Annotated in this window: 27 protein-coding genes and 1 tRNA gene; 21 read left to right on the top strand and 7 right to left on the bottom strand. The window is 67.3% G+C overall.

Features of this window, described 5'->3' with window-relative positions:
• The first annotated feature begins 79 nt into the window (after positions 1-79).
• Positions 80-322 (top strand): hypothetical protein, encoded by a 243-nt coding sequence (locus AC1RJ5_RS07990; protein WP_342250936.1) that lies wholly within the window; start codon positions 80-82, stop codon positions 320-322.
• Positions 323-462: 140 nt separating this feature from the next.
• Here the strand turns inward: AC1RJ5_RS07990 and AC1RJ5_RS07985 are convergent, their stop codons facing one another.
• From AC1RJ5_RS07985 to AC1RJ5_RS07970, 4 genes are all read right to left on the bottom strand, one after another.
• Positions 463-651, bottom strand: coding sequence for a DUF1289 domain-containing protein (locus AC1RJ5_RS07985; protein WP_269574365.1), 189 nt, complete (start codon positions 649-651; stop codon positions 463-465).
• Entirely contained in the window at positions 648-1,166 is a 519-nt protein-coding gene (locus tag AC1RJ5_RS07980; protein ID WP_493112645.1) for a thioredoxin family protein, read from the bottom strand. Before AC1RJ5_RS07980 ends, AC1RJ5_RS07985 begins: the two co-directional genes overlap by 4 nt.
• A complete protein-coding gene (locus AC1RJ5_RS07975; protein WP_342250939.1) occupies positions 1,163-2,584 on the bottom strand; it encodes a DEAD/DEAH box helicase in 1,422 nt (473 codons plus the stop codon). Before AC1RJ5_RS07975 ends, AC1RJ5_RS07980 begins: the two co-directional genes overlap by 4 nt.
• A 90-nt stretch (positions 2,585-2,674) precedes the next feature.
• The gene (locus tag AC1RJ5_RS07970) at positions 2,675-3,157 is read right to left on the bottom strand and encodes a hypothetical protein (RefSeq protein WP_269574368.1); all 483 of its coding nucleotides are present in this window, start codon (positions 3,155-3,157) and stop codon (positions 2,675-2,677) included.
• Positions 3,158-3,231: 74 nt separating this feature from the next.
• On the opposite strand from AC1RJ5_RS07970, the gene AC1RJ5_RS07965 reads away from it, so the two are divergent.
• The 4 genes from AC1RJ5_RS07965 to AC1RJ5_RS07950 all read left to right on the top strand — a co-directional run bounded on the left by AC1RJ5_RS07965 (position 3,232) and on the right by AC1RJ5_RS07950 (position 6,460).
• Entirely contained in the window at positions 3,232-4,680 is a 1,449-nt protein-coding gene (locus AC1RJ5_RS07965) for an FAD-binding oxidoreductase (protein ID WP_269574369.1), read from the top strand.
• A gap of 52 nt (positions 4,681-4,732) precedes the next feature.
• Positions 4,733-5,515 carry a SapC family protein gene (locus tag AC1RJ5_RS07960; RefSeq protein ID WP_269574370.1) on the top strand — a complete coding sequence of 261 codons (783 nt, stop codon included), beginning with the start codon at positions 4,733-4,735 and terminating at the stop codon, positions 5,513-5,515.
• A 2-nt stretch (positions 5,516-5,517) separates the two neighbouring features.
• The gene (locus AC1RJ5_RS07955) at positions 5,518-6,063 is read left to right on the top strand and encodes a cytochrome b (RefSeq protein ID WP_269574371.1); all 546 of its coding nucleotides are present in this window, start codon (positions 5,518-5,520) and stop codon (positions 6,061-6,063) included.
• A 214-nt stretch (positions 6,064-6,277) separates the two neighbouring features.
• Positions 6,278-6,460, top strand: a complete 183-nt coding sequence (locus AC1RJ5_RS07950) for a hypothetical protein (protein ID WP_269574372.1) — start codon at positions 6,278-6,280, stop codon at positions 6,458-6,460.
• 3 nt (positions 6,461-6,463) lie between these two features.
• Here the strand turns inward: AC1RJ5_RS07950 and AC1RJ5_RS07945 are convergent, their stop codons facing one another.
• Complete coding sequence (locus tag AC1RJ5_RS07945) at positions 6,464-7,306, bottom strand: N-formylglutamate amidohydrolase (protein ID WP_269574373.1); 843 nt, start codon at positions 7,304-7,306, stop codon at positions 6,464-6,466.
• A 116-nt stretch (positions 7,307-7,422) separates the two neighbouring features.
• Here AC1RJ5_RS07945 and cpdR point away from each other — a divergent pair, with 116 nt between their 5' ends.
• The 3 genes from cpdR to AC1RJ5_RS07930 all read left to right on the top strand — a co-directional run bounded on the left by cpdR (position 7,423) and on the right by AC1RJ5_RS07930 (position 8,855).
• A complete protein-coding gene (cpdR, locus tag AC1RJ5_RS07940) occupies positions 7,423-7,797 on the top strand; it encodes a cell cycle two-component system response regulator CpdR (protein ID WP_269574374.1) in 375 nt (124 codons plus the stop codon).
• A gap of 69 nt (positions 7,798-7,866) precedes the next feature.
• Positions 7,867-7,941, top strand: a tRNA-Val gene (locus tag AC1RJ5_RS07935).
• Positions 7,942-8,027: 86 nt separating this feature from the next.
• Positions 8,028-8,855: a class I SAM-dependent methyltransferase gene (locus AC1RJ5_RS07930; RefSeq protein ID WP_493112640.1), complete on the top strand. Its 828-nt coding sequence runs from the start codon at positions 8,028-8,030 to the stop codon at positions 8,853-8,855.
• On the opposite strand, the gene AC1RJ5_RS07925 is transcribed toward AC1RJ5_RS07930, so the two are convergent.
• Positions 8,852-10,156 (bottom strand): methyl-accepting chemotaxis protein, encoded by a 1,305-nt coding sequence (locus AC1RJ5_RS07925; RefSeq protein WP_493112638.1) that lies wholly within the window; start codon positions 10,154-10,156, stop codon positions 8,852-8,854. The genes AC1RJ5_RS07930 and AC1RJ5_RS07925 overlap by 4 nt on opposite strands.
• 159 nt (positions 10,157-10,315) lie before the next feature.
• Here AC1RJ5_RS07925 and AC1RJ5_RS07920 point away from each other — a divergent pair, with 159 nt between their 5' ends.
• The 8 genes from AC1RJ5_RS07920 to AC1RJ5_RS07885 all read left to right on the top strand — a co-directional run bounded on the left by AC1RJ5_RS07920 (position 10,316) and on the right by AC1RJ5_RS07885 (position 18,665).
• On the top strand, positions 10,316-10,936 hold the full coding sequence (locus AC1RJ5_RS07920; RefSeq protein ID WP_269574389.1) for an ATP-binding cassette domain-containing protein: 621 nt from the start codon (positions 10,316-10,318) through the stop codon (positions 10,934-10,936).
• 104 nt (positions 10,937-11,040) lie between these two features.
• Positions 11,041-12,537 (top strand): CoA-acylating methylmalonate-semialdehyde dehydrogenase, encoded by a 1,497-nt coding sequence (locus tag AC1RJ5_RS07915; RefSeq protein ID WP_493112636.1) that lies wholly within the window; start codon positions 11,041-11,043, stop codon positions 12,535-12,537.
• A 98-nt stretch (positions 12,538-12,635) separates the two neighbouring features.
• Positions 12,636-13,604: a polysaccharide deacetylase family protein gene (locus tag AC1RJ5_RS07910; protein ID WP_493112634.1), complete on the top strand. Its 969-nt coding sequence runs from the start codon at positions 12,636-12,638 to the stop codon at positions 13,602-13,604.
• Positions 13,601-14,743: an acyl-CoA dehydrogenase family protein gene (locus AC1RJ5_RS07905; protein WP_184170011.1), complete on the top strand. Its 1,143-nt coding sequence runs from the start codon at positions 13,601-13,603 to the stop codon at positions 14,741-14,743. Before AC1RJ5_RS07910 ends, AC1RJ5_RS07905 begins: the two co-directional genes overlap by 4 nt.
• On the top strand, positions 14,740-15,783 hold the full coding sequence (locus AC1RJ5_RS07900; protein WP_493112632.1) for an enoyl-CoA hydratase/isomerase family protein: 1,044 nt from the start codon (positions 14,740-14,742) through the stop codon (positions 15,781-15,783). Before AC1RJ5_RS07905 ends, AC1RJ5_RS07900 begins: the two co-directional genes overlap by 4 nt.
• A gap of 84 nt (positions 15,784-15,867) precedes the next feature.
• Complete coding sequence (locus AC1RJ5_RS07895; protein ID WP_493112630.1) at positions 15,868-16,644, top strand: enoyl-CoA hydratase; 777 nt, start codon at positions 15,868-15,870, stop codon at positions 16,642-16,644.
• A 122-nt stretch (positions 16,645-16,766) separates the two neighbouring features.
• Complete coding sequence (gene mmsB, locus AC1RJ5_RS07890; RefSeq protein ID WP_493112628.1) at positions 16,767-17,642, top strand: 3-hydroxyisobutyrate dehydrogenase; 876 nt, start codon at positions 16,767-16,769, stop codon at positions 17,640-17,642.
• A gap of 87 nt (positions 17,643-17,729) precedes the next feature.
• On the top strand, positions 17,730-18,665 hold the full coding sequence (locus tag AC1RJ5_RS07885; protein ID WP_269574395.1) for a right-handed parallel beta-helix repeat-containing protein: 936 nt from the start codon (positions 17,730-17,732) through the stop codon (positions 18,663-18,665).
• Between the two features lie 142 nt (positions 18,666-18,807).
• On the opposite strand, the gene AC1RJ5_RS07880 is transcribed toward AC1RJ5_RS07885, so the two are convergent.
• Positions 18,808-20,463 carry an alkaline phosphatase family protein gene (locus AC1RJ5_RS07880; RefSeq protein ID WP_493112626.1) on the bottom strand — a complete coding sequence of 552 codons (1,656 nt, stop codon included), beginning with the start codon at positions 20,461-20,463 and terminating at the stop codon, positions 18,808-18,810.
• Positions 20,464-20,574: 111 nt separating this feature from the next.
• Between AC1RJ5_RS07880 and AC1RJ5_RS07875 the strand changes: the two genes are divergently transcribed.
• From AC1RJ5_RS07875 to AC1RJ5_RS07855, 5 genes are all read left to right on the top strand, one after another.
• Positions 20,575-22,566: a protein-disulfide reductase DsbD family protein gene (locus tag AC1RJ5_RS07875; protein WP_493112624.1), complete on the top strand. Its 1,992-nt coding sequence runs from the start codon at positions 20,575-20,577 to the stop codon at positions 22,564-22,566.
• Between the two features lie 32 nt (positions 22,567-22,598).
• Positions 22,599-23,213: a redoxin domain-containing protein gene (locus AC1RJ5_RS07870; RefSeq protein ID WP_493112622.1), complete on the top strand. Its 615-nt coding sequence runs from the start codon at positions 22,599-22,601 to the stop codon at positions 23,211-23,213.
• An 83-nt stretch (positions 23,214-23,296) separates the two neighbouring features.
• On the top strand, positions 23,297-24,733 hold the full coding sequence (locus AC1RJ5_RS07865) for a circularly permuted type 2 ATP-grasp protein (protein ID WP_342250952.1): 1,437 nt from the start codon (positions 23,297-23,299) through the stop codon (positions 24,731-24,733).
• 10 nt (positions 24,734-24,743) lie between these two features.
• The gene (locus AC1RJ5_RS07860; RefSeq protein WP_269576581.1) at positions 24,744-25,679 is read left to right on the top strand and encodes an alpha-E domain-containing protein; all 936 of its coding nucleotides are present in this window, start codon (positions 24,744-24,746) and stop codon (positions 25,677-25,679) included.
• Positions 25,679-26,491: a transglutaminase family protein gene (locus AC1RJ5_RS07855; RefSeq protein WP_493112620.1), complete on the top strand. Its 813-nt coding sequence runs from the start codon at positions 25,679-25,681 to the stop codon at positions 26,489-26,491. The genes AC1RJ5_RS07860 and AC1RJ5_RS07855 overlap by 1 nt, the downstream gene beginning before the upstream one ends.
• Positions 26,492-26,598: the final 107 nt, after the last annotated feature.

Here is a 26,598-nt window from a genome sequence, read left to right as displayed (position 1 = left end):
CTGTTCTCTCCGGCGCGTGCAGCATGTGACGCGCCGGAGGCATGCGTTCACAAACTGACGGAAAATGGGGGAGGGCGGAGTGGACCACTCGGCAGCCTATGATGCCGGCCGCCTGGCCGGAACCGTTATCGGGTACCTTCTGGTATATGGCGGAATGATCGCGCTGGGGGTGTTCTTCGGCAAGCGATTGGCAAGGAAGCGCGATGTCGGCTTCGTGCGCTGGCCGCTGAACCTGGCGCTCGTGCTGGTCCTGCTGCTGATCGCGGGCCAGTGCGCCAATCGCAACCAGGCGCAAGGCGTGGCGAGCAGCGTGGAGGCGTAGTTCCTTCAGTTTCCCGGCAAAGGCCGGGGCCCAGTTGCAATGTCGTTCGAGAGGCTTCGGCACCGTCGATAGCGCGCTCAACCCGGGCACCGGCCTTCGCCGGGAACGGCGAACTAGTGGGATTCAGGTTTTGATGCGGCCTAGCGCTCAAGCTGTTCCATCCGGGCCGGCAATTCGGCCATCACCGCGTCGCGGTCGGCCTGGTCGGTCGAGCCCCAGCGCGCGATCTCGTCGATCGTGCGGCCGCAGCCGAGGCACCAGCCGGTGGCACCGTCCATCGTGCAGAGCCCGATGCAGGGGCTCTCGATGATCGGGACATATTCGATCATCGCGTCCAGCGCGCCAGCCAGTCGGCCATTTGCTGGGGCTGCAGGAGGCGCGCATCCCCCAGGCCGAGAATGTCGTCGCGGTTGCGCAGGCGGCCGGTGCGCGGGTCGACCACCAGGATCGCGGGAACGGCCTCGAGCGAGGCAGCGCCGAAGCGGCGGGGCATGTCGAGATTGCGGGCGAACTCGCCGATATCGACCTGGACCAGCTCGAAATGGCTGGCGATCCAGCTGCGCATCTCGGGCAATTCGAGCACGCCGGCCAGAACCCGGCAATCAACGCACCAGTTGGCGCCGAAATCGATGAGCAGCGGTTTGCCGGACTTCTTCGCGCGAGCGAGCGCAGCGTCCACGTCCCTCCCGGAATCGCGCGATGGATCATAAGGCGCGGGCAGGGGCAGCGGTAGCTGGGCGAGCGTGCGCGCCTTGAGCCGGGGCGCTGCCACCGTTTGCGAAAGGGCAGTGCCGGGCAGCGCCAGCGCGGTCAGCGCGAGCAGCAGCCCGGTGCGGCGAATCATTCGGCGGCGAGCGTGTAGTTCAGGAAGTCCGGGATCGGGCCGTTCCAGCCATCGTCCGGACCATCGTCGCGCTCGTCGCGGCGGCGGTCGCGCCCACGATCGCGGCGGGGCTGCTCGTCGCGGCTTTCACGGCGGAATTCCTCGCGGCGCGGCTCTTCCCGGCGGGGCTCGTCGCGACGCGTTTCCTCGCGCTTCGGCTCGGCCTTCTTGCCGCGCGCGGGCTTCTTCTCGTCCTCGGCCTTGCGGCGGCGGCCGCGCGGCGCTTCCTCGCGCACCTCGTCGCCCTCGGCGGCGGCAGCCGGGTTCTTCAGCCGCACGCGCTCGATCTTGTGGCCGGTGAGCTTCTCGATATTGGCGATGTTCTCGGCATCGTCCGGCGCGACCAGCGTATAGGCTGTGCCGGTGGCGCCGCCGCGGCCGGTGCGGCCGATGCGGTGGACATAATCGTCCGGATGCCAGGGCGCGTCGAAGTTGAAGACGTGGCTGACGCCCTTGATGTCGAGCCCGCGCGCCGCGACGTCGGAGGCGACGAGGATGTTCACGTCACCCTTCTTGAACCGGTCGAGCTCGGCAAGGCGCTGCGGCTGTTCCATGTCGCCATGGATCTCGGCCGAGCGGAAGCGGTGGCGCTGCAGGCTCTTGTTGAGCTCGCGCACCGTGGTCTTGCGGTTGCAGAAGATGATCGCGGTCTGGACGTTGTCCGCCTCGAGCAGCTGGCGCAGCGTCTCGCGCTTCTTCATCGAGGTGGTCTCGACGATGCGCTGAGTGATGTTGGTGTTGGTGGTCGCCGGACGGGCGACCTCGATCCGCTTGGGATCGTTCAGGAACTTGTCCGCCAGCTTCTTGATGACCGGCGGCATCGTTGCCGAGAAGAGCAGGGTCTGGCGCTGCTTGGGCAGCTTGGTGCAGATTTCCTCGATATCGGGGATGAACCCCATGTCGAGCATCCGGTCGGCCTCGTCGATCACCAGCAGGCTGCAGCCGGTGAGCAGGATCTTGCCGCGGCCGAACAGGTCCATCAGCCGGCCCGGCGTGGCGATGAGGACGTCGACGCCCTTTTCCAGCGCCTTCACCTGGTCGCCCATCTGCACGCCGCCGATCAGCAGGGCCATGGAGAGCTTGTGGTGGGTGCCGTACTTCTCGAAATTCTCGGCGACCTGGGCAGCGAGCTCGCGCGTCGGCTCGAGGATGAGCGAGCGCGGCATCAGCGCGCGGGTGCGCCCTTCGCCGAGGATGTCGATCATCGGCAGCACGAATGCGGCGGTTTTGCCCGTGCCCGTCTGGGCGATGCCGACAAGGTCCTTGCCCATCAGCACGCTTGGAATGGCCTGGCGCTGAATGGGCGTGGGCTCGGTATAGCCCGCGTCAGTCACTGCGCGCAGAAGTTCGTCAGAAAGGCCGAGATCGGCAAAGCTCATGCAATTTTCCGGAAAATCGGCGTGGCTGACCCACGCGCGAAGCCTTCACGCGCTTGCGGATTTGGTGAGGAAAGTCAAGCGCTGAGGCGCTTAACGTGCCAATTCCAGCGTCTTGAAGGCCTCTACGTCGCAGGAGCGGCCCGCGCGGGTGCGGATCGAATCGCGGCCGGCGCAGATCTTCTGGTCCTTGTTCGTCTTCACATAGAAGCCGTTGTAGAAGCCGAGCGCCGGGCAATTGCGGCCCAGTTTGGCACGCAGCAGCGAGCCGTCGCGCAGCACCAGATCGACGCTTTCCTGCGTGTTGACGCCGGCGAAGCCTGCAATGTCCTGGACCTTCACGCAGTCCTTGGTCTTTTTCTCGATCACGCGCGGGGCGCGGCGCACCACGATGGTGGCGCTGCTGGTGATGGTGACGCGCGGCACCTGGATCGTCACCCGTTGCTGCTGTTGCTGCTGCTGGTCCTGCTGGAACGCCACCCGCACCGCATCCCAGTCGGGCGCGCCTGCAGGCGCCGCTGCGGGAGCGGCGACGACGAGCAGCAGGCTGGAGGCGACGGAAAACGGATTCGGCATTTCGTGTTTGTTATGTACGACCCAGGTTTGAACAGTGGATGAACTGCCGGCCATCGTGCTAGCCCAAAAATGCCATGACACCAGCGCAGCAGCAGCTCGTCGATACCGTTTTGGAGCGCTTTGGCGCCAAGGCGGTCACCACGGACGCCCAGGAAATCGCGCCCTGGGAATCGGACTGGCGCGGCCGCTATCACGGCAGTGCACCGGCTCTGCTCTCGCCGGGATCGACCGCGGAAGTGGCGGAAATCATCCGGCTTGCCGGCGAACTCGGCGTGAAGATCGTGCCCCAGGGCGGCAATACCGGCATGGTCGGCGGCGCGACCCCGTCCGAGGACGGATCGGCGCTGCTGCTCTCTACCCGCCGGATGAACATGATCCGCTCGATCGATCCGGTAGGCAATGTCGCGGTGGTCGAGGCTGGGGTGATCCTGGCCAACTTCCACAATGCCGCGTTGGAACAGGGGCGCCGCTTCCCGCTGACGCTGGGCGCCAAGGGCAGCGCCACGATCGGCGGGCTGGTCTCCACCAATGCCGGCGGCACCCAGGTCCTGCGCTTCGGCAACATGCGACACCTGGTCGCGGGGCTGGAGGCAGTGCTGCCCGATGGCTCTATCTATGAGGGGCTGACGCCGCTCAAGAAGGACAATCGCGGCTATGACCTCACCCAGCTGCTGATCGGGGCGGAGGGGACGATCGGCATCGTCACCGCCGCGACGCTGCAGCTCCATCCGGCGATTCTCGAGCGCGCGGCCGCGTGGGTAGGTGTCGCGAGCCCGGAGGATGCGCTCCGGATGCTGCGTCTGATGGAGGCACGGACCAACACGATCGAAAGCTTCGAGATCATCCCCGGCGAGATCCTGCGGCATGTCCTGGATCATATTCCGGGCACCCGCTCGCCGCTCGCCGGTGAACATGCCTGGCACGTGCTGATCGAATCGGTCGCCACCGAAGCCGGTGCGGAACCTCCCGCCGCGCTGCTTGGGCAGCTGCTCGAGCCGGTATTCGAGAGCGGGCTTGCCGAGGATGCGGTGATCTCGTCGAGCGAGGCGCAGGTCGAGGCTTTCTGGCACATCCGCGATTCGATCTCCGAGGCCGAGCGGGCACTCGGCCCGGCGATGCAGCACGACATCTCGGTGCCGGTCGACAAGATGCCGCGCTTCATGATCGAGGCTGCGGAGGCGGCCGAGCGCCGCTTTCCCGGCGTGACCGCCACCGGCTTCGGGCATCTGGGCGACGGCAATGTCCATTTCCACGTCCGTGCGCCCGCCGGCGTCGATCGCGACAGCTGGTATGCGGGGGACGGCAAGGCGGTGAGCCGCTTCGTCTATGACATGGTGGTGGCCGAAGGCGGATCGATCTCGGCCGAGCATGGCATCGGCCAGATGAAGCGTGACGAACTGGTGCGTTTGAGCCCGCCGCAGCGCATCGCGGCACTAAAGGCGATCAAAATGGCACTGGATCCCCGCGGAATCCTCAATCCGGGCAAGCTGGTGGTGCTTGCGCCCGAGGCTGACAACCCATAGACCCGCCAATCGGGATTCCAGATACCAGCATTTTGTTCCCAGGAGATTTAGGATGGCTTCCGCCCCGCAGCAGTCGCTGCCTCTGTTTTACAATGACCTGCAGCCGCTTTCGAGCCAGCAGCACGCCGATTTCAAGATTCGCTCGGCCGACAAGGCGCCGTTCCTTGCGAAGCAGCACGCGGTTCCCGTCACCGTCGAGGAATTCCCGCTGGTGCAGCGTTTCATGCCGATCGTCTTCTCGCAGGGCGAAGAGCCGGTGCCGCTTGCACTGATGGGCCTGAACGAAGGCATCAATACCTTCTTCGACGAAGATGGTTCGCTCAACGAGCCGAACTTCTACGTCCCGGCCTATATCCGCCGCTATCCGTATCTGCTGGCGCGCCTGCGCCCGGACAGCGACGAGCTGTCGCTCTGCTTCGACCCGACCACGGACACCGTGGGTGCGTTCGAGGAAGGCGAGGCCCTGTTCGTCGACGGCGAACCGAGCGAGACCACCAAGAACATCCTTCAGTTCAACGAGCAGTTCGAGCAGGCCGGCGCCCGCACCGGCCAGTTCATGAAGGAGCTCAAGGAACTCGACCTGCTGATCGACGGTGAAGTCACCATCCAGCCGGACGGCGCGGCTCAGCCCTTCGTCTATCGCGGCTTCATGATGATCGACGAGAACAAGCTCAACGAGCTGCGCGGCGACCAGCTGCGCAAGATCGTGCAGAACGGCATGCTGCCGCTCATCTACGCCCACCTCTTCTCGCTGGGCCTGATGCGCGACATCTTCGGCCGCCAGCTGCGCCAGGGCAAGATGCCCGAGCCGCAGCTCGTGCAGCCGACCGCCTGAGAATGATCGAGCGCGGCGATCGATACAGCCGGGGGGCGATCGCCTTCCACTGGTCGATTGCCGCGCTCATCCTCGTCAACCTGATCATCGGCCTGTTCCACGACGCGATGCCGCGGGCGTGGGGCGTGATGCCGCTGCACAAGTCGCTCGGCATGGCCGTGCTGGCGCTCACGCTGGGCCGGATCGCCTGGCGATTCACCCACAAGCCGCCGCATCTGCCCGAGCTGTTGCCCGCCTGGGAAAAGGCGACGGCGCACATTGTCCACTTCATCCTCTATGCGCTGATGCTGATCCTGCCGATCAGCGGCTGGCTGCTTTCCTCCAATCCGGAGAAGCCGCGCCCGGTGAACTGGTTCGGCCTGTTCGAGATTCCGGTGCTGCCGGCAACGCCCGCCGTGGCGCACAATGCGCACGAGGCGCATGAGCTGCTCGGCTATCTGATGGCGGCGCTGGTGGTGATCCACATCGCCGCGGCGCTGCGGCACCATTTCCTGCTCCGCGACCAGGTGCTCGCGCGCATGCTGCCCGGGATCCGCCGAAACGGTTGATCTTTCTGCGAGAACGTTCGCCCGCAGCCCCTTGAACTAATCGACCCCCCAATTATATTTGGTCTTGTACGGCGTCGTGTCCCCCCTTTCGCGAAGCCGTACGGCACGCCCTCGGGCGTGTCTCCTCCCTGAACCTTGGCCACCTCGTGGGTAACCACGAGGTGGTTTTTTATGTGCCGTTGCCCCGGCCCTCGACGCGCGGCAGACTGGTCGCATGGGCAAGCGATCCGGGGTTCCGCACCGTGACGACGAACTGGCGGCGCTCAGCCTTGCTGCGCTGGAGGCCGAACTCGCGCGTGCGCACAGCCGGCTGGCGATTGTCGAGGGAGCGAAGGCTGCCAAGCAGTGGCACAAGCGCATCCACTGGCTTGAAGCGGAGATCGCGCGCCGCGATTGAGCGTTATTCCGCCGCGATCGCGCCCGGCAGCGCCTCGTCGGCAACCGCATCGATGATGTCGCGCAGCAGCCGCACCACAGCTTCGAGCCCCGGCCCTGGCTGGTCGAGCATCGAATCGAGATAGAGCGACCGGTCGAACTCCAGCTGGATCGCGTGGATGCCGCGTCGCGGATTGCCGTGGCGCTCAAGGATATGCCCGCCCGAATAGGGGGTGTTGGCCGCGGTCCGCACGCCATGCGCCCGCGCCACGCCCTCGATCCGGCCGAGGAAGCGTGCCGCGGCCGACTTGCCGAAGCGATCGCCTGGCACCAGCCGGGCCGCGATGCCCGGGGCACCGAGCGAGGGCATCGAATGCACATCAAGCAGCACCGCCACGCCGAAACGGACGCGCGCCGCGGTCAGTGCCGCTTCGATGGCGGCGTGCCAGGGGCGGTGATCGGCATGTATCCGCTGCTGCACCTCGTCGGCGGTCAGGCGGCGCTGCCAGATGTCGCCCGCGCTGCCCGCCCGGCGCGGCACCAGCCCCAGCCCGGAGCGGATCTTGGCGGAAAGCGGCGCGCCGTGCGGCCAGGCGCCGTCGTCCAGCCGGGGGTCGCGCTCATGCTCGGCGCGGTTGAGATCGATCCAGGCACGGGCACGGGTGGCGACGAACAGCGTCTCGTCGCGGCGGGCGGCAAGGGCGATCGCATCGGCATGGCGATCCTCCAGCGCGCGCAGCGCAACGAGCGGGACGCGGATCGCGCCGCGCAGCGCCTCGGGATAGTCGCGTCCGGCATGCGGCACCGACAGGATCACCGGGCTCAGCGGCTCGGCGGGGCCATGGCGGACGAAGGTCGCTTCAGTCACGACGCCATGACTATGCGCGCCTTGGCCTCGCCGCAATGCCGTGGGATAGGATAAGGGCGCAAAATCTTAAGGGCTTTCGGTATAGGAGGAGCCCTGTTGATTTCGAGTGGGGAAACATGATCCGAATTCTGCTGGCCGAGGATGACCGCGTGATGCGGGAATACCTTACCCGGGCGCTCGAGCGCTCGGGATATGCGGTCAGTGCGGTCGATCGCGGCACGGCGGCGATGCCGCTGCTCGAGTCCGAGCGTTTCGACCTGCTGCTCACCGACATCGTGATGCCCGAGATGGACGGGATCGAACTGGCCCAGAAGGCGAGCGAGATCGCGCCGGACATGCGGGTCATGTTCATCACCGGCTTTGCGGCGGTCACGCTCAAGGCCGGCAAGCAGGTGCCGCAGGCCAAGGTCCTCTCCAAGCCCTTCCATCTGCGCGACCTCGTTCTCGAGGTCGATCGGTTGTTCGAAGCGGAGAATGCCGGATTTAATTGAATTAGGGTGCTTGCGCGGTTCGAAAAGTCCCGCTAGAGGCCCGCTTCCCGTTTCGGCCGACAGGCCAATGGGCGCGTAGCTCAGTGGTAGAGCACTGTGTTGACATCGCAGGGGTCGCAAGTTCAATCCTTGCCGCGCCCACCATATAGAAGAGCCGCCAGGTCAATGACTTGGCGGCTTTTTCTTTGTCCGCGCTGGCGCCGCGTGCCGCTTTGGCGCATCCTCGCCCCATGCAGAAAACCTTTTCCGAGTCTGGCTATGACTGGGCGAGTGGACGCGGCGCGCTGTGGCGGGACAAGCTGGACGGGATGGAGGCGCTGCTGGCGCCCATCGACGTGCCGTTCGTCGAAGCGCTGGCTCTCGATGCGCCTTGCCGGATCGGCGAGATCGCCTGTGGCGGGGGCGGCACCACCCGCGCCATTGCCGCCGCCGTGCCGGCAGGCAGCGAGATCACCGGCTTCGACATTTCGCCGGATCTGGTCGCCGCCGCCACGGCTCGTGCGGGCGACGTCGCGCGCTTCGTCGAGGCCGATGTTTCGCGATACCGGCCCGATAGCCCGTTCGAACGGCTCGCCTCGCGCTTCGGCGTGATGTTCTTCGAGGACCCCGCTGCCGCCTTCGCCAATCTGCGTCACTGGCTCGCGCCCGGCGGGCAGCTTGCCTTTGCCGTGTGGGGCCCGGCCGCCGAGGTCGGCTTCATGGCGCAGCTCCGCGGGACGATCGCCTCCGTGATGGACGTGGCGGCGAGCGATCCCGACGCGCCGGGTCCCTGTCGCTATGGCGATCCCGCGAAGCTGATCGCGCTGCTCGAAGGGGCGGGGTTCCGCGATGCCGCGAGTCGCACCGTGCATTGCTCGCTGCCGGTGCCGGGTGACACCCCCGCTGCCGCTGCGGCCTTCCTGCTCGCATCATCGTCGATGGCCGCGCCGCTGGCGGATGCGCCCGAAGAGGTGCGCGAACGGGCGCATGCCCGCCTGACCGAGGTCTGTGCGAGGCATATGGAGGACGGTCGGGTCCGCATGCCAGCCCGTGTCGAGATCGTCACCGCCAGGGGCTAGGCAACGCGCAGCTCCGCGAGGAAGGCATGGACCTGGCCCGACAGCGCATCCGCGCCGTCATGCAGCCGAACCGCCACTTCGCGCATCGCCCGGGCCTGGCTCGAGGCGTCGAGCGAGGTGCCGCCGATCGCCTCGATATCGCGCTGGATGCCCGTGCTGGCATGCACGGCTTCATCCACGTTGCGGGCGATCGTCCGTGTCGCTTCTTCCTGCCGGGCGACTGCGCCCTCCACGGCATCGGCCAGGGTAGCCATCGCGCCGATCGCCTGCTCGACCCGCTCATGGCCCGCGGCGACTTCGTCGATCCCGCCGCGAATCTCGCGGACATGGGCAGTGATCCGGTCCGCCGCGATGCCGGTCTGAGTGGAGAGCTGCTTCACTTCATTGGCGACCACGGTGAAGCCGCGCCCCGACTCGCCCGCACGCGCCGCCTCGATCGTGGCGTTGAGCGCGAGCAGGTTCACCTGCCGGGCGATGTCGCTGATCAGCCCGATCACCGAATCGATCGACTGAGCGGAGTGGAGCAGGTCGCGGGTACGCGCACTGCCGGTCTCGACCAGCTGGGAGACCGCGGAGGCCGCGAGGCGCGCGTCGCTGGTATTGTGGGCGATGCCGGCAAGTGCGCCGGCCAGGTCGCGGCCGCGCGCGGCGATCTCGGCCATGTTGTCGCTGGTCTGCGAGGCGGCGGTCGCGACGGCGACGGCACGGTCGCCGACTCCACTGGCCCGGTCGGCGGTCGCGAGCGCGCCCTTCTCGAGTTCGGTCGAGAGCGTGCCCATGTCGCGCGACAGGGCCTCGACCTGTGCCTCGAAGCGCCTGCTCGCCGCTTCGATCCGCGCGGCGCGCTCGACCTGTGCCCGCGCCACCGCGACTTCGCGTTCCGCGGCGAGATGGACGAGGCGGCGGTTGTTCACCGTCGCCTGCACCCGGCCATTCCGGACCAGGATCATGCCTTCGCTGCCGCCGGACGCGCGATAGCTCTCCATCAGCCGGCCCATGTCGTCGCTCATTTCGGCGACCGGGCAGGCGCGGACATAGCGCGATACCGCAGCGCCGTAGGACGGGTTCCGCATCAGCGCGTGGCCGAAGGGATTGAGCAGCAGCCGCCGCACGTCCTTCTCGAAGATCGCGCCGAGCGGGCGCTCCTGCGCGTCGACGATCGCGACGAGGCGCAGCTCGGGGTCGCCGCCGAACAGTTCGGCGGCCCGCCACATCGTGTCGGTCAGCGTGAGCAATGGCGGGTTGAGCTCGCGCTCGGTGAGCCAGGTGCCGCGGGGCGCAGGGGGATCGGCAAGAGACATTGGCTGCCGGATAGGAGGCACTTGGTAAATGCCCACTTAGCCTAGCGTTACAGTACCGAGACAATGCGCATTTTTTCGCGGGTTACGGGCGATTTCTTGCGAAAAATCGTGGGCGTGGCTGTAACCATGGCGTCATCCGCCGCTGGCTAGGGGGAGGCCATGAAGTTCAGCATCGAAAATCTGGCGCTCAGCCACGGTGACCAGCGCGTGATCGACGGCGTCGAGGCAGTGCTTGAACCCGGCCGGGTGACGGTGGTGCTGGGCGGCGCGGGCGCCGGCAAGGCGCTGCTGCTGCGCGCGCTCGCCGGACGAGTCGATCTCGATGCCGGCCAGATCCGGCTGGGCGGGCGGCTGATCGGACGCTTCACCAAGGGGGAGCGCGCCGCGGCGTTCATGTTGCTGGGAGAGGGCCGGCGCGGACTGTTCGGCAGGGGCCCCGTCGATCTCGCCGATGCGATCGGAGCAAGGCCGAGCTGGCTGTTTGCCGCGGATCCGCTGAGCATGCTCGACCCGGTTACCCAGTTCGCCCGGATCGGCCAGCTGCGAGCTGCCGCGCAGCAGGGGATGGGCGTGGTGGTGACGCTCGCCGATCCCGTGCTCGCTGCCCGACTCGCCGATGACGTGCTGCTGCTCGGCCAGGGGCGCATGCTTGGTTTCGGACCGGCGCGCGAAGTGCTGGAGCACCGGAATCTGCGCCAGGCATTCGGGATCGAGGTGATGGTGATTGGCGATGCCAATGGCCGGCTCCTCCCCGTGCCGATCGGCTTCGCCACCCAGTGAGGCGCCCCGTCGAGCGGCGCGTGACAGCGACTGTTTCTTGTGCCACTGCGTAATTAAATTACACAGTGAGTCGGGCCGCAAGAGCCCGAAGCAGGAGAAATATGGTGCGTAACATCGACCATGTCATCGTCGGCCATAACGGCGGCGCGGGTGCCCGGACCGGCGAGGTGTTCAACCCGAATACCGGCCAGGTACAGGCGCAGGTCCAGCTCGGCGGCCAGGCCGATCTCGACAAGGCGATCGCCGCCGCCCAGGCCGCCCAGCCCGGCTGGGCCGCGACCAACCCGCAGCGCCGCGCCCGCGTGATGTTCGCCTTCAAGGCGCTGGTCGAGAAGAACATGGACGATCTGGCGCACCTGCTCAGCTCCGAGCATGGCAAGGTGATCGCCGATGCCAAGGGCGATATCCAGCGCGGCCTGGAGGTGATCGAGTTCGCCTGCGGCATCCCGCATGTCCTCAAGGGCGAGTACACTCAGGGCGCGGGCCCCGGCATCGACGTCTATTCGATGCGCCAGCCGCTCGGCATCGGCGCGGGAATCACCCCGTTCAACTTCCCGGCGATGATCCCGATGTGGATGTTCGGCGTCGCCATCGCCTGCGGCAATGCCTTCATCCTCAAGCCCTCCGAGCGCGATCCCAGCGTGCCGGTTCGCCTTGCCGAGCTGATGCTTGAAGCGGGCGCGCCCGAGGGCATCCTCCAGGTCGTGCACGGCGACAAGGAAATGGTCGACGCGATCCTCGACCATCCGGCGATCTCGGCGGTGAGCTTCGTCGGCTCGTCGGACATCGCCCATTATGTCTATCGCCGCGGCGTCGAGGCCGGGAAGCGCGTCCAGGCGATGGGCGGCGCGAAGAACCACGGCATCGTCATGCCCGATGCCGATCTCGACCAGGTCGTCGCCGATCTCTCCGGCGCCGCCTTCGGCTCGGCCGGCGAGCGCTGCATGGCACTGCCGGTGGTCGTCCCGGTCGGCGACAAGACCGCCGATGCGCTGCGCGAGAAGCTGATCCCGGCGATCGAGGCGCTGCGTGTTGGTGTCAGCACCGATGCCGAGGCGCATTACGGCCCGGTCGTGAATGCCGCGCACAAGCAGCGCGTGGAGAACTGGATCCAGACCGGCGTCGATGAAGGCGCCGAGCTCGTCGTCGATGGCCGCGGCTTCCAGCTCCAGGGCCATGAACAGGGCTTCTTCATCGGCCCGAGCCTGTTCGACCGCGTCACGCCGGACATGCAGGCGTACAAGGAAGAGATTTTCGGACCCGTGCTCCAGATCGTCCGCGCACCGGACTTCGAGACCGCGCTCAGGCTGCCGAGCGATCACCAGTACGGCAACGGCGTCGCCATCTTCACGCGCAACGGCCACGCGGCCCGCGAGTTCGCCGCGCGCGTCAATGTCGGCATGGTCGGCATCAACGTGCCGATCCCGGTACCGGTCGCCTATCACACCTTTGGCGGCTGGAAGCGCTCGGCCTTCGGCGACACCAACCAGCACGGCATGGAAGGCGTGAAGTTCTGGACCAAGGTGAAGACGATCACCCAGCGCTGGCCCGATGGCGGCGGTACGGGCGACAGCGCCTTCATCATCCCGACGATGGGCTGATCGGCCGCGCCGATCCGGGACGCAGGCCGTGCCCTTGTGGCGCGACAGGCGGGTGCCGGATCGGTTAGGCTGGTGCCGTCCTCGAAGGGGAGAAGCGAATGATCCGGCTGCTGCTATTCATCGGCGCGCTGATGCTGGCCGTGCGGGCCGATCCGGTGTCGAACGCCGGCGCGCAGCCCGTGCAGGCGGCGGCCAAGCGGATCGCATTCAGCTTCGACGATGTGCCGCGCGGTGCCGGCGCCTTCCTCAGCGAGGACGAGCGCACGCGCAAGCTGATCGCGGTGCTGCGCTCGCGCGGGGTCAGCCAGGTCGCGCTGTTCCTCAATCCGGGCCGGATCGACAATGGCGCCGCGGGCAAGGCCGCGATGCGCCGCATCCGTGCCTATGTCGCCGCGGGCAATGTGCTTGCCAACCACACCTGGCTGCACCCGCATCTGTCCAAGGTGAGCGCCGAGGAGTTCCTCGACCAGGTCGGCAAGGCGCAGGCCTGGCTGGACAAGCAGCCCAATTCGCGGCGCTGGCTGCGCTTCCCCTTCCTCGACGAAGGCGGGCCGGACAAGGCCAAGGTCGCCGCCGTCCGCGCCGGCCTGGCCGCACGCGGCATCCGCAACGGCCATGTCACTGCCGAGGCGTCTGACTGGAATATCGAGGGACTGACGATCGCGGCGAAGAAGGCGGGCAAGACGATCGACATGGAGGGCCTGCGCGATCTCTATGTCGAGAGCCATGTGAAAGCCGCCGACTTCGCCGACGAGCTGGCGATCAAGACGATCGGCCGCTCGCCCGCGCATGTGATGCTGCTCCACGAGACCGACATCGCCGCGCTGTTCATCGGCGACCTGATCGACGCGCTGCGCCGCGACGGCTGGGAGATCATCACGCCGGACCTGGCCTATGCCGATCCGATCTACCTGGCGATGCCCGAGGTGCCCTGGACCAACGGCACGCTGACCGAGCAGATGGCCTGGGAGAAGAAGATCCCGCCGCCCCGCTATTACGACCGCAATGACCTGAAGATCGCCAACCCGCTCTTTGCCGAGCGGGTGCTGCACGAGAAAGCACAATGACCCAGTTCGACCTTACCGACGACCAGCTCGCCATCCAGGAGATGGCGCGGAAATTCACTGCCGATGCGATCACCCCGCATGCGGCGGAGTGGGACGAGAAGCACATCTTCCCGCGCGACACGATCAAGGCGGCGGCCGAGCTGGGCTTCGCTTCGATCTACGTCTCGGAGGAAAGCGGCGGCATCGGCCTCGGCCGGCTCGAGGCAGCGCTGATCATGGAAGCGATGGCCTATGGCTGCCCCTCGACCAGCGCGTTCATCTCGATCCACAACATGGCGAGCTGGATGATCGACACCTTCGCCAGCGCCGAGCTCAAGGCGAAGTACCTCCCGTCGCTGATCACGATGGAGCGGATCGCGAGCTATTGCCTGACCGAGCCGTCATCGGGCTCGGATGCCGCCGCGCTCAAGACGCGGGCGGTGCGCGACGGCGATCATTATGTCGTCAATGGATCGAAGCAGTTCATCTCGGGTGCCGGCGAGAACGAGATCTACGTCACCATGGTCCGCACCGGCGAGGAAGGCCCCAAGGGCATTTCCTGCCTGGTGATCGAGAAGGACATGCCGGGCGTGTCCTTCGGCGCCAATGAGCGCAAGCTCGGCTGGCATTCGCAGCCGACGCGCCAGGTGACGTTCGAGGATGTCCGCGTGCCGGTCTCGAACCGCGTCGGTGGCGAGGGCGAAGGTTTCCGCTTCGCGATGATGGGGCTGGACGGTGGCCGCCTCAACATCGGCGCCTGCTCGCTTGGCGGCGCCCAGCGCTGCCTCGACGAGGCAGTGAAGTACACCAAGGACCGCCAGCAGTTCGGCAAGCCGATCGCGGACTTCCAGAACACCCAGTTCGTGCTGGCCGACATGGCGACCGAACTCGAGGCCGCCCGCGCGCTCCTCTATCTCGCCGCCGCCAAGGTAACCGCGGGCGCGCCCGACAAGACCAAGTTCGCCGCGATGGCCAAGCGCTTCGCCACCGACACCGGCAGCTCGGTGGTCGATCGCGCGCTCCAGCTGCATGGCGGCTATGGCTATCTGATGGACTATCCGATCGAGCGCTTCTGGCGCGACCTGCGCGTCCACTCGATCCTCGAGGGCACCAACCAGGTGATGCGGATGATCGTCGGCCGGGAGCTTACCCGCCAGTGACCGACGATGTTCTGATCCAGACCGAAGGCAAGGCTGGCCGCATCCGGCTCAACCGGCCCAAGGCGATCCACGCACTCAACACCGGCATGTGCGCAGCGATGCTCGAAGCCCTGGCGGCATGGCGCGATGATCCGGCGATCGGGATCGTGCTGGTCGATCATGCCGAGGGCAGGGGTTTCTGTGCCGGCGGCGATATCCGCATGATCGCCGAGAGTGGCGCAAGCGACGGCGTTGCGGCGCGGGAATTCTTCCGCACCGAGTACCAGCTCAACCATGCGATGTTCACCTGCGAAAAGCCGATCGTGGCGTTCATGGACGGCATCACCATGGGCGGCGGCGTCGGTATCTCGCAGCCTGCGAAATACCGCGTCGCGACCGAGAACACCAAGTTCGCCATGCCCGAGACCGGGATCGGCCTGTTCCCGGACGTGGGCGGCGGCTGGTATCTGTCGCGCCTGCCCGGGAAGACCGGCGAGTATCTGGCGCTGACCGGCCGCCGGCTCGACGGCGCCGAGTGTGTCGCGCTCGGCCTCGCCAGCCATTATCTGCCCGCCGAGGCACTGGAAGAGGCCAAGGCACGCATAGCGGGGGATCCGGCAGCGGTTGAAGCGATCCTGGCAGAACTGGCGATCCCGGCGCCGGAGCCGCGCATCGCCGCCCACCGTGAGGCGATCGATCGCCTCTTCGCTGCCGATACGGTGGAGGGTGTATTCTCCGCGCTCGAGGCCGATGGCGGCGAATGGGCTGCTGCCCAGCTCGCGACGCTGCGTACCAAGTCGCCGCAATCCATGAAGGTCTCGCTCCGCCTCGTCCGGGAAGGCCGTGCGAAGGCCAGCTTTGCGGACGAGATGGCACAGGAATACGCCATTGGCGGCCGCGTCGCGCAGAGCCATGACTTCATCGAGGGCGTTCGTGCGCTGATTGTCGACAAGGACAATGCGCCGCAATGGAAGCCGGCTACGCTCGAGGGCGTCAGCGACGCGATGCTCGATGCGATCTTCGCGCCGCTGCCGGAAGGCGAAGCATGGGCGCCTCTCTAATCGTCATCCCCGCGAAGGCGGGGATCCATTATCATCTGCGGGAAGAATGGATTCCCGCCTTCGCGGGAATGACGGAGTAGCAAAGTGGCCAATTACGAAACCATCCTCGTCGAGCAGCGCGGTGCCGCGACGCTCGTCACTCTCAACCGGCCGCAGGCGCTCAATGCGCTCAACAGCCAGATCCTGTCCGAGCTGCTCGACGCGATGAAGGCGTTTGACGCCGATGCGTCACAGGGCTGCGCGGTTATCACCGGCAGCGAGAAGGCCTTTGCCGCCGGCGCCGACATCAAGGAGATGCAGGCCCAGGGCTTTGCCGACATGTACGGTCATGACTTCTTCGCCGGCTGGGACGTGTTCACCCGCACCCGCAAGCCGATCATCGCCGCGGTTTCCGGCTATGCGCTGGGCGGCGGCTGCGAGCTGGCGATGATGTGCGATTTCATCCTGGCCGGGGATAACGCCAAGTTCGGCCAGCCCGAGATCAAGCTCGCGGTCTCGCCCGGCATGGGTGGCTCGCAGCGGCTTACGCGTGCCGTCGGCAAGGCCAAGGCGATGGAGATGTGCCTCACTGGCCGGATGATGGACGCGGCCGAGGCCGAGCGCGCCGGGCTGGTCAGCCGCATCCTGCCGGCTGCGGAGCTGGTCGAGGAAGCGGTGAAGACGGCTCAGGCGATCGCCTCGATGGCGCCGCTCGCGGTGCTGGCCAACAAGGAGATGGTCAACGCCGCCTTTGAAACCAGCCTGGCCCAGGGCGTCGCCTTCGAGCGCCGGCTGTTCCACGCGCTGTTCGGCACCGCCGACCAGAAGGAAGGCATGACGGCGTTCGTCGAGAAGCGCCCGGGGAACTGGACCGGGAAGTAAAGGATATAGTCGTCACCCCGGCGAAAGCCGGGGTCTCAGGAGAAGGCAGGAAAAGAGCCGCACGAGATCCCGCCCCGGCCTGCGCCGGGACGGGATGACGAATTTAGAGAGAGGAAGACCAAGTGGCACGCGTAGCATTTATCGGCCTGGGCAATATGGGTGGCGGCATGGCCGCGAACCTTGCGAGGAAGGGGCATGACGTCCGCGCCTTTGACCTGAGCCAGGATGCGCTCGACAAGGCCAGGGCAGCGGGCTGCCTGCCTGCTGCCAGCGCCGTCGAGGCGGTGGACGGAGCCGAGGCGGTGATCACCATGCTGCCCGCCGGCAAGCATGTGGAAGCCACCTATGCCGACGTACTGCTCGATCATGCCGCACCCGGCGCGATCCTGATCGACTGCTCGACGATCGACGTCGACACTGCTCGCCGCGTGGCCGAGGCGGCGACCGCGCGGGGACTGATGGCAGTCGATGCGCCGGTCTCGGGCGGGATCGCCGCGGCCAACGCCGGCACGCTCACCTTCATGGTCGGCGGCACCGAACAGGCGTTCGGCCGCGCCGAGCCGTTCCTGGCGGACATGGGCAAGGCAGTGATCCATGCCGGTGCCAGCGGGGCGGGACAGGGCGCGAAGATCTGCAACAACATGATCCTCGGCGCGACGATGGTTGCCACCTGCGAAGCCTTTGCGCTGGCGGAGAAACTGGGGCTCGACGCCCAGCGCTTCTACGACATCGCCTCGGTCAGTTCGGGCCAGAGCTGGTCGATGACGAGCTACTGCCCTGTCCCCGGCGTCGGTCCCGAAAGCCCGGCCGATCGCGACTATCAGGGCGGGTTCGCGGCACCGCTGATGCTCAAGGACCTCAAGCTGGCTTTGGAGGCGGCGGCGAGCGTCGGCGCGAACGTGCCGATGGGAACCCGGGCGGAGGAACTCTACCAGGCGTTCGTCGACGGCGACGGCGCCGGTCTCGACTTCTCGGGCATCATCAAGACGCTCAAATAGCCGTTACCTCGCCCTCAACCGTCATCCCGGCGAAAGCCGGGATGACGATAAGGGGAGATTTAACGCCTCCCGGCGCATACCCTGTACATGCGCATGCCGATCCTCGCCGCCCTCGTGCTCATCGCCGCGCCCGCCGCCGCCCAGCAGCAGCGCGCGCCCTTCGTGATCGCCGAGACCGGGCAGGGCTTTGCCAAGCTCGATGATGCGGTGAATGCCGTGCGCGACGGCACGGCGACGATCCTGATCGCGCCCGGCACCTATCATGACTGCACGGTGCAGACCGGCGGCAAGATCACCTTCAAGGCGGTCCAGCCCGGCACCGCGATCTTCGAGAACCAGGTGTGCGAGGAAAAGGCCGCCTTCGTGCTGCGCGGTCGCGGATCGGTGGTCGATGGTATCGTCTTTCGCGGCTTCTCGGTGCCCGACGGCAATGGCGCCGGCATCCGCATCGAGATGGGCGACCTGACCGTCACCAACTCGATGTTCCTCGACAGCCAGGAAGGCATTCTCGGCGGCGGTCACGAGACGGTGCACCGGATCACGATCGATCACACGACCTTCGCCGGCCTCGGCCAGTGCGAGACCGAGAATTGCAGCCATTCGATCTATCTGGCGGTGGACGGCGACGTGGTCGTCACCAATTCGCGCTTCGAGCGCGGCACCGGCGGCCATTACGTCAAGCTGCGCGCGCGCCGGGTGACGATCACCGGCAACAGCTTCGATGATTCGAAGGGCAACAAGACCAACTACATGATCGACCTGAGCGAGGGCGGCACCGGGCTGATCGCCGGCAACACCTTCGTCCAGGGGCCGCGCAAGGAGAACAGCTCGGGCCTGATCGTGGTCGCGGCGGAGGGACGGACCTATCCGTCGACGGGCCTGCGCATCGAAGGGAATACCGCGACACTGGCACCGGGCGCCCCGGGCAATCCGGCGTTCGTGGCGGACTTCACCGGGCAGGTGGGACCGCTCGGGCAGAACGACCTGGGGCCAGGCATCCGCATCTTCGAGCGGCGGCGGTAAATCGAAACGTCATGCTGAACTTGTTTCAGCATCCAACGCTCCACGAGCCATATCGCCTGAGGTGCGTTGGACCCTGAAACAAGTTCAGGGTGACGGAGCAGAAAAGGAAAGGGCTCGCGAACCTCGCGAGCCCTTCTTCATTTCACTTGCAGCTATCGCCCTGGCCGGCATCCAGGTCGAGACAGCGGCCGTCGATCTCCACCGGCACCGGCACATGGATCAGCGCCGCCAGCGTCGGGGCGATGTCCACGGTCTCCACCGACAGCGGCTGCTCGAAGCCGGTCATGCCCTTGCGCCAGAACAGGATCGGCACGCGGCGATCATAGTCCCAGAAGCTGCCATGGGTGGCGATCGAGCCGCCCTCGGTGCCGGCGATCGGGGTGACGCGCGGCTTGAGCGCGATCACCAGGTCGCCCGAGCGCTGCGGATCGTACGAGGCACGGGCGCGCTCGAGCAGGGTCCAGGTCTCGGGCGGGGTGTGGACGATCGGCGTCGCCGCGATCTGGGCGCGGGTGAACACGGCTTCGACCTGCGGATTGGCCATGTAGCGCTTGATCGCCTCGGCCTGCACGCGGACGCGGTCCGCCTTGCTCAGGTCGGGCGAGAACCAGACGTCGCCCGAATTGCCGCCGACCAGCACCGGGCCCTTGATGCCCAGCGCCTGGCCGATCGCCAGACCCATCGCCTTCGCGCTCAGCTCCTTGGAGACGCGTGCGGCCATCGGCGCGGCGTGCTCGCGGTTGCGCTCGGGGAAGTCGTGGCCGCCATGGTCGGCGGTCAGCGCTACGGCATAGTCGACGCCGGTCTTGTCGAGCACGGCGAACAGCTTGCCCAGGGTCTGGTCGAGCGAGAGCAGCTGCAGGCACATCTCGCTGCCTTCGGTGCCCAGCGTGTGGCCGACATAGTCGGTGGCCGAGGCGCCGACGATCAGCAGGTCGGTATGGCCCGACTGGCCGAGCTTCATGTCGCTGGCGAGGCCGGCGGCGGTCGCCACGATCGCCTCGTCGAACTCGGGCGAGGCGCGGAAGGCGGTGCTGTTGCCCGCGGCGCGCGCGAAGCGGCCGGCGCCGGCACTGCGGGTCGGGTTGAGCTGGAAGGCACGGCTGCGAGCCTGGCAGAAGGGCGGCAGGTCAAGCGGCCCCTGCGCTTCGTTGATCCGCTTGGTCACGTTCGCGTTCATGCGGGTGACCATCGCCGGCTCGGCGCGGCCGGCATAGGAGACGAACGCCTTGCCGTTCCACCACCAGATCTCGTCGGTCTTGTGGCCGCCCATCATCACCGCGGCGCGGTCCTTGCCCGCCACCGAGACGACGCGGCTCGCCGGATCGGCAAGCTTCATCCACTCGCCCAGCGTCGGCACCTTCAGATGCTTGTCCGAGACGGTGTAGTTGTTCGAGTTGCTGCCGGGGACGCTCTCGTCCTCGGCGCAATAGACCGTCTTGTCCTCGCGCGGCGCGTTGAAATCGGTCCAGTCATTGGCGATGATGCCGGTCTTCGACGGATGATCGCCGGTCAGGATCGTCGAGTGGCCCGGGCAGGTCTCGGTCGCCGCATGGCTCTGATAGCCGGAGGGGAAGACCGCGCCGGTCATCAGCCGGGCCAGGCCCGAGCTGAACTGCGCGCGATATTCCGCGAACAGATCGGCCGAGAACTGGTCGACCGAGATCACCACGACGAGCGATGGCGCGGCGCGCGGCGCTTCGGCGGGCACGGTCTGGGTCGGCGGCGTCTCCTGCGCGGCGAGCGGGGATGCGGCGAGCAGCGCGGCTGCTGCCGCGAGCGGACGGAACGACTTCATGCTTGGGCCACCTCCGGCGTGTGCAAATCCTGCCGTGATGCTATTGGGCCAACAGCTCTTCCACGGCAAGGACGCTCCATGACGGCGGTTCGTTTCGGATTGATGGCGTTGATGCTGTGGTTGTTTTCCGGCGTGGCGATAGCCCAGCCGCCGGGCGAGCAGCATGTGAAGATCGCACTGCTCGCCGAAAGCGACCATCCCGCGCCCGGCAGCGAGGTCATGCTGGCCTTCGCTTCGGTGCCCGAGAAGGGCTGGCACGCCTATTGGCTCAACCCCGGCGATGCCGGTCTGCCGGCGCGTGCAGAATGGACGCTGCCCAAGGGCGCGACCACCGGCGAGTTCCGCTATCCGGTGCCGCAGCGGCTGACGATCGCGGGCCTGATGAACTATGTGTATGAGGGGCCGTTCGCGCCGCTGGTGACGCTCAAGATCCCGGCCGATGCCAAGGGCGCCTTCCCGGTGCGGGTGAAGCTCAACTACCTGGTCTGCACCGATGCGATCTGCGTGCCGGGCAAGGCGGACCTGGCGACCGACCTCCAGATCGGCGACGGCAGCGTCTCGCCCGATCGCCGCGCCCAGTTCGATGCCTGGCGCGCGGTATTGCCCAAGCCGCTGGGTGCCGAGGGGACCTATCAGGTGCAGGGCAAGGCGCTGCGCCTCGCCGTGCCGTTCCCCGCCGCCGCCAGGACGGAAGGCGAGGGCTATTTCTTCCCCGCCACCCACGGCGCCTTCGACTATGCCGCTGCCCAGAAGGTGGTGCGCGACGGCGACCGGGTGGTCGTCGATACCGCGGGTCTGAAGTCGGTGGGGCCGATCGAGGGGCTGCTGGCCTTCGGCAAGCAGGGCTTCTGGGTGAAGGCCGTGCCCGGCACCGTACCGCCGGCCAGCGCAGCCGCGCCGGCTGCGCAGCTGCCATGGAGCGGCGCGGTGCTCGCCTTTCTCGGCGCGGTGCTGGGCGGCCTGATCCTCAACATCATGCCCTGCGTCTTTCCGATCCTCAGCCTCAAGGCGCTGAGCCTCGCCAAGGCCAATGCCGAGGGCGGCAGCCCGCGCGCCGAGGCTTTGGCCTATACCGCCGGCGTGGTGCTGGTCTGCCTGGCGCTGGGCGGGGCGCTGCTCGCGCTCAGGGCCGGCGGGGCGACGCTCGGCTGGGCGTTCCAGCTGCAGGATCCGCGCGTGATCCTGGTGCTGCTGCTGCTCGTCACCGGCATCTCGTTCAACCTTGCCGGGCTGTTCGAGCTGTCGGCCCCCGGCTTCGTCAATCGTGCCGCGTCGAAGGGCACCGGCGGCGCCTTCATGACCGGCGCGCTCGCGGCGTTCGTCGCGACGCCCTGCACCGGGCCGTTCATGGGCGCGGCGCTCGGCGCGGCGCTGGTGCTGCCCTGGCCGGCGGCGCTTGCGGTGTTCGGCGGGCTCGGGCTCGGCATCGCGCTGCCCTTCCTGCTGCTCGGTTTCATCCCGCCGCTCCGCCGCCTTCTGCCCAGGCCGGGCGCCTGGATGGAGACGCTGCGGCGTATCCTGTCGGTGCCGATGTTCCTCACCGCGCTGGCGCTCGCCTGGGTGCTGGGCAAGCAGGCGGGCGTATCGGGCATGACGCTCGGCCTCGCCGCGGCGCTGCTCGCGACGCTCGGCCTGTGGTGGACGGGCCTGCGCCAGCGGCGGGGCAAGGCGCTCGCCTGGCTGCCGGCGGCGGCGCTATTGCTAATCGCTATCAGCTCCATCGCATGGGTCCGGGCCGCACCCGCGGAGACCAGGACGGTATCCGGCGGGGAGAAGTTCAGCGAGGCGCGGCTTGCCGAGCTGACCGCGCAGGGCAAGCCGGTCTTCGCCTATTTCACCGCCGACTGGTGCCTCACCTGCAAGGTCAACGAGAAGGCGGTGATCGAGACCGAAGCCGTCGAAAGGGCGTTGGCCGACAACAAGGTCACCGTGCTGGTCGGCGACTGGACCGATGGCGATCCCGTGCTCGGCCGCTTCATCGAACGGCACAATCGTGCGGGCGTGCCGCTCTATCTGTGGTACAAGCCCGGCGAGGCCGAGCCGCGAGTCCTGCCCCAGATCCTTACCCAGGGCATGCTGCAGGACCTGGCCGCCGGGAAATAATAGGGGCGGGGGACCAGAAGAGGAGCGCAACCATGACTCGTCCTGTCCTGTTCGGAACCGCAATCGCCGCCGCCGCCCTGGTCGCCGCCCCGCTGCTGGCCGAGCCCGATGTCGCCAAGGCCGTCCCCAATTTCCGCGCCCTGGAAATGCACGGCAAGGTCGTCGACCTCAGCCAGTATCGCGGCAGGACGGTGGTGCTCGAGTGGAACAACCCCGGCTGCCCCTTCGTGAAGAAGCATTATGGCAGCGGCAACATGCAGAAGACCCAGGCCGCGGCGACGGCGCAGGGCGTGGTGTGGCTGACGATCAATTCGAGCGCGCCCGGCCAGCAGGGCAATATGAGCGGGCCGGAAGCGCAGAAGTTCGTCGCCGGCGCCAAGGCGAAGCCCACCGCTTATCTGCTCGATCCCAAGGGACTGGTCGGCAAGGGCTATGGCGCCAAGACGACGCCGCACCTCTACATCATCGATGGCAAGGGCCAGCTCGCCTACAAGGGCGGGATCGACGACAAGCCGACCGCCGATGTCGCGGACATCGCGGGCGCCCGCAACCATGTGCTGGCGGCGCTGGCCGAGATGCGGGCGGGCAAGCCGGTATCGGTGCCCGAGACGCGGCCCTATGGCTGCAGCGTCAAATACGCGAGCTGACGGCATAGCGTCTGCCCCCTTGTGCAACGCAACAAAGCGTTGCAGCATGGAACTTGTCGGTCTTTCCGGCACTTGGGAGGCGCATGGCGGCAGCGGGGGCGTTCGACGAAATCTGGGGGCATGGCGGGCCTGAGCGTCCGCGCGCCGAGTTTGCTGCGCTTTCGCAATGGCTGGTCGATACGGAGGCTGCGGAGCTGCAGCGCCGCCAGCAATCCGCCGAAGCCGCATTCCGCCAGCTGGGCATCACCTTCGCCGTCTATGGCGACAGCGACGCGGCGGAGCGGATCATCCCGTTCGACATCGTCCCGCGCGTGTTCCTCGCCGGCGAATGGCAGCGGCTTTCGGAAGGGCTGGTCCAGCGTGTGGAGGCGATCAACGCCTTTCTCGAGGACATTTACGGCGAGCGGCGGATCCTGAAAGAGGGCATCATCCCGCCCGAGCTGATCTATCTCAACGACCAGTTCCGCGCCGAGGTGGACGGTGTCCGCCCGCCGCACGGCGTCTGGGCGCATATCTGCGGGATCGACCTGGTTCGCACCGGTCCGGACCAGTTTTATGTGCTGGAGGACAATGCCCGCACCCCCTCCGGCGTGTCGTACATGCTGGAGAATCGCGAGGCGATGATCCGGCTTTGCCCCGAGCTGTTCCGCGATTTCCGGGTGGCGCCGGTGGACAGTTATCCGGACATGCTGCTGCGGACCATGCAGTCGGTGGCGCCGGGCAACAATCCTCGCCCGGTCTGCGTCGTGCTGACCCCGGGCCATTTCAACTCGGCCTATTACGAGCATAGTTTCCTGGCGGACTCGATGGGCGTCGAGCTGGTCGAGGCGGCAGACCTGGTGGTCGATGACGATGTCGTCTGGATGCAGACGATCGCCGGCCGGGTGAAGGTCGACGTCATCTATCGCCGCATCGACGATGATTTCCTCGATCCGCTGGTCTTCCGCCCGGATTCGATGCTCGGCGTGCCCGGCATCATGGCGGCATACCGCGCCGGCAACGTCGCGATCCTCAACGCGCCGGGCAACGGCATCGCCGACGACAAGGCAATCTACAGCTACATGCCCGAGATCGTCCGCTTCTATTCGGGCGGGGAGGCCAAGCTGCCCAATGTCGAGACGTACCGGTGCCGCGAGCCGCAGGCGCTGAAATACGTCCTCGATAACCTCGCCGATCTGGTGGTGAAGCTGGTCGACGGATCGGGCGGCTACGGCATGCTCGTCGGCCCGACCGCGACGAAGCAGCAGATCGAGGAGTTCCGCGCCGCGCTGATCGCCGAGCCGCATCGCTATATCGCGCAGCCGACGCTGGCGCTCTCCACCGTGCCGACGTTGGTCGAGCAGGGGCTGGCCCCGCGCCATGTCGATTTCCGCCCGTTCGTCCTCACCGGCAGCGACGGCGTCCGCGTGGCGCCGGGCGGGCTCACCCGGGTGGCCCTTCGCGAAGGCTCGCTGGTGGTCAATTCCAGCCAGGGCGGCGGCACCAAGGACAGCTTCGTGCTGCTCGACGACGGAGCATGACGCGATGCTGATGCTCTCCCGCACCGCCGCCGCGCTCTACTGGCTTGGCCGCTATCTCGAGCGCGCCGACTTCATCGCCCGGCTGGTCGAGGCTACGATCCGTCTCGACGCGCTCTCCACCCGTCCGGCCGGCGAGGCGGCATGGCAGAGCGCACTCGCCGTGACCTATACCGACGAGGCATTCGCCGCGACCGGGCTGGACATCAACCAGCAGAACGTCGCGCGCTTCCTCACGCTCGACGACAGCCATCCCGGCTCGATCGTCCGCTGCCTCGACATGGCGCGCAACAATGCCCGTGCCGTGCGTACCGCGCTCACCCGCGAGGCCTGGACCGCGATCAACCGCGCCTGGCTGCTCTTCCAGAACCGCCAGACCACCGGGGGCTCGACGGCGACGCTCAGCCTGCTCGAACAGGTCAAGGGCGAGACGCGCGGCTTCGAAGGCGCAACCCACCGGATGATGCGCAACGAAGCGACCCTGCTGATCCAGCTCGGCGCCGCGATCGAGCGCGCGGACAACACCGCCCGGCTGGTCGATGTGAAATATCACCTGCTGCTGCCGGCGGACGAGGAAGTGGGCGGCGTGGTCGACCGGGACCAGTGGAACACGATCCTGCAGACCGTCTCCGCCGTGAACGCCTATCGCTGGCTCTACAATGACGGGCTCCAGCCCGCCAATGTGATCGACCTGCTGATCAGCCGTGCCGAGCTGCCGCGCAGCCTGGCCGCGTGCATCGAGGAAGTCGTCGCTTTGCTCAATGCGCTGGCCAAGCGCACCGGGCTGCAGGGCGAGGCCGATCGCATGGCCCGCGCCCGCATGGCGCGGCTTCAGAAAACCAAGACCCATGACGTGATCGTCTCCGGCCTGCACGAGCATCTCGAAGCATTTGTGAGCGAGAATGCCCTGCTCGACGGCGCGATCGCCCGGCAGTTCAGGTTCATCTGATGCGGATCGCGATCGAACACAGGACGCATTACCGGTTCAGCGAGCCCCAGGCGCGCGTGGTCCAGATGCTGCGCCTCACCCCCTGCGACACGCAGGACCAGACGGTGGTGAGCTGGCTGGTCGGGGTGGATTGCGACGCCCGCCTGCGCGACGCGACCGACGGCTTCGGAAATTCCGTGACGATGCTCTATGCCGAAGGGCCGCTTGAGGAACTCGATATCACCGTCACCGGTGAAGTGCTCACCAGCGAGTCCAGTGGCGTGATCCGTGGCAGCATGGAGCCGCTGCCGCCGCTCTTCTATCTGCGCACCACCCCGCGCACCAAGTCCAGCGACGCGCTGTTTGCCTTTGCGTCGGATAGTATCGGCACGGGCAGTGACGGGCTCGAGCAGCTTCACCGGCTCAATGCCGCGCTGCGCGGGCGCTTCCCCTGCGTGCCCGATCTGCCCGATGCCGGCTGCACCGCGGCCAAGGCCTTTGAGGGCAGCCGCAAGGTCAGCTCGCGCGACGTCGCCCAGATGTTCATCGCCGCGGCGCGGGGCCTGTCGGTGCCGGCGCGCTATGTCTCGGGCTATCGCGCGGAAGAGGCGGCGCGTTCGGCGCCCCACGCCTGGACGGAGGCTTATGTCGAGGGCCTCGGCTGGGTCGGCTTCGATCCGTCGACGGGGCTCAGCCCCGACGAGAGCTATGTCCGCGTCGCGATCGGGCTCGACGCGAGCAGTGCGGCGGCCACCGGCGGCATGCGGATCGGGCACGGACAGGAACAGCTCGACGTGGACCTGCACGTCGATCAGCTCGGGGTTGAGGAATAGGCCGGGCGTTCCCCTAAACCGTTCCCCGGCGAAAGCCGGGGCCCAGGGTCACAAGCGAGACGGCAGAGAAAGCCTGGGCCCCGGCTTTCGCCGGGGAACAGCTGGGA

The sequence above is a fragment of the Sphingomonas sp. GW822-FHT03G08 genome, from assembly GCF_058801135.1.
This window is presented reverse-complemented; position numbering and strand designations above follow the sequence as displayed.

Coding starts and splice junctions, on each gene's coding strand:
- AC1RJ5_RS07865 (WP_342250952.1), top strand. CDS start 23,297: ATGGCGGCAGCGGGGGCGTTCGACGAAATCTGGGGGCATGGCGGGCCT.
- AC1RJ5_RS07980 (WP_493112645.1), bottom strand. CDS start 1,166: ATGATTCGCCGCACCGGGCTGCTGCTCGCGCTGACCGCGCTGGCGCTG.
- AC1RJ5_RS07975 (WP_342250939.1), bottom strand. CDS start 2,584: ATGAGCTTTGCCGATCTCGGCCTTTCTGACGAACTTCTGCGCGCAGTG.
- AC1RJ5_RS07950 (WP_269574372.1), top strand. CDS start 6,278: ATGGGCAAGCGATCCGGGGTTCCGCACCGTGACGACGAACTGGCGGCG.
- cpdR (WP_269574374.1), top strand. CDS start 7,423: ATGATCCGAATTCTGCTGGCCGAGGATGACCGCGTGATGCGGGAATAC.
- AC1RJ5_RS07930 (WP_493112640.1), top strand. CDS start 8,028: ATGCAGAAAACCTTTTCCGAGTCTGGCTATGACTGGGCGAGTGGACGC.
- AC1RJ5_RS07920 (WP_269574389.1), top strand. CDS start 10,316: ATGAAGTTCAGCATCGAAAATCTGGCGCTCAGCCACGGTGACCAGCGC.
- AC1RJ5_RS07970 (WP_269574368.1), bottom strand. CDS start 3,157: ATGCCGAATCCGTTTTCCGTCGCCTCCAGCCTGCTGCTCGTCGTCGCC.
- AC1RJ5_RS07855 (WP_493112620.1), top strand. CDS start 25,679: ATGCGGATCGCGATCGAACACAGGACGCATTACCGGTTCAGCGAGCCC.
- AC1RJ5_RS07965 (WP_269574369.1), top strand. CDS start 3,232: ATGACACCAGCGCAGCAGCAGCTCGTCGATACCGTTTTGGAGCGCTTT.
- AC1RJ5_RS07875 (WP_493112624.1), top strand. CDS start 20,575: ATGCTGTGGTTGTTTTCCGGCGTGGCGATAGCCCAGCCGCCGGGCGAG.
- AC1RJ5_RS07910 (WP_493112634.1), top strand. CDS start 12,636: ATGATCCGGCTGCTGCTATTCATCGGCGCGCTGATGCTGGCCGTGCGG.
- AC1RJ5_RS07925 (WP_493112638.1), bottom strand. CDS start 10,156: ATGTCTCTTGCCGATCCCCCTGCGCCCCGCGGCACCTGGCTCACCGAG.
- AC1RJ5_RS07955 (WP_269574371.1), top strand. CDS start 5,518: ATGATCGAGCGCGGCGATCGATACAGCCGGGGGGCGATCGCCTTCCAC.
- AC1RJ5_RS07885 (WP_269574395.1), top strand. CDS start 17,730: ATGCGCATGCCGATCCTCGCCGCCCTCGTGCTCATCGCCGCGCCCGCC.
- AC1RJ5_RS07880 (WP_493112626.1), bottom strand. CDS start 20,463: ATGAAGTCGTTCCGTCCGCTCGCGGCAGCAGCCGCGCTGCTCGCCGCA.
- AC1RJ5_RS07905 (WP_184170011.1), top strand. CDS start 13,601: ATGACCCAGTTCGACCTTACCGACGACCAGCTCGCCATCCAGGAGATG.
- AC1RJ5_RS07960 (WP_269574370.1), top strand. CDS start 4,733: ATGGCTTCCGCCCCGCAGCAGTCGCTGCCTCTGTTTTACAATGACCTG.
- AC1RJ5_RS07985 (WP_269574365.1), bottom strand. CDS start 651: ATGATCGAATATGTCCCGATCATCGAGAGCCCCTGCATCGGGCTCTGC.
- AC1RJ5_RS07870 (WP_493112622.1), top strand. CDS start 22,599: ATGACTCGTCCTGTCCTGTTCGGAACCGCAATCGCCGCCGCCGCCCTG.
- AC1RJ5_RS07860 (WP_269576581.1), top strand. CDS start 24,744: ATGCTCTCCCGCACCGCCGCCGCGCTCTACTGGCTTGGCCGCTATCTC.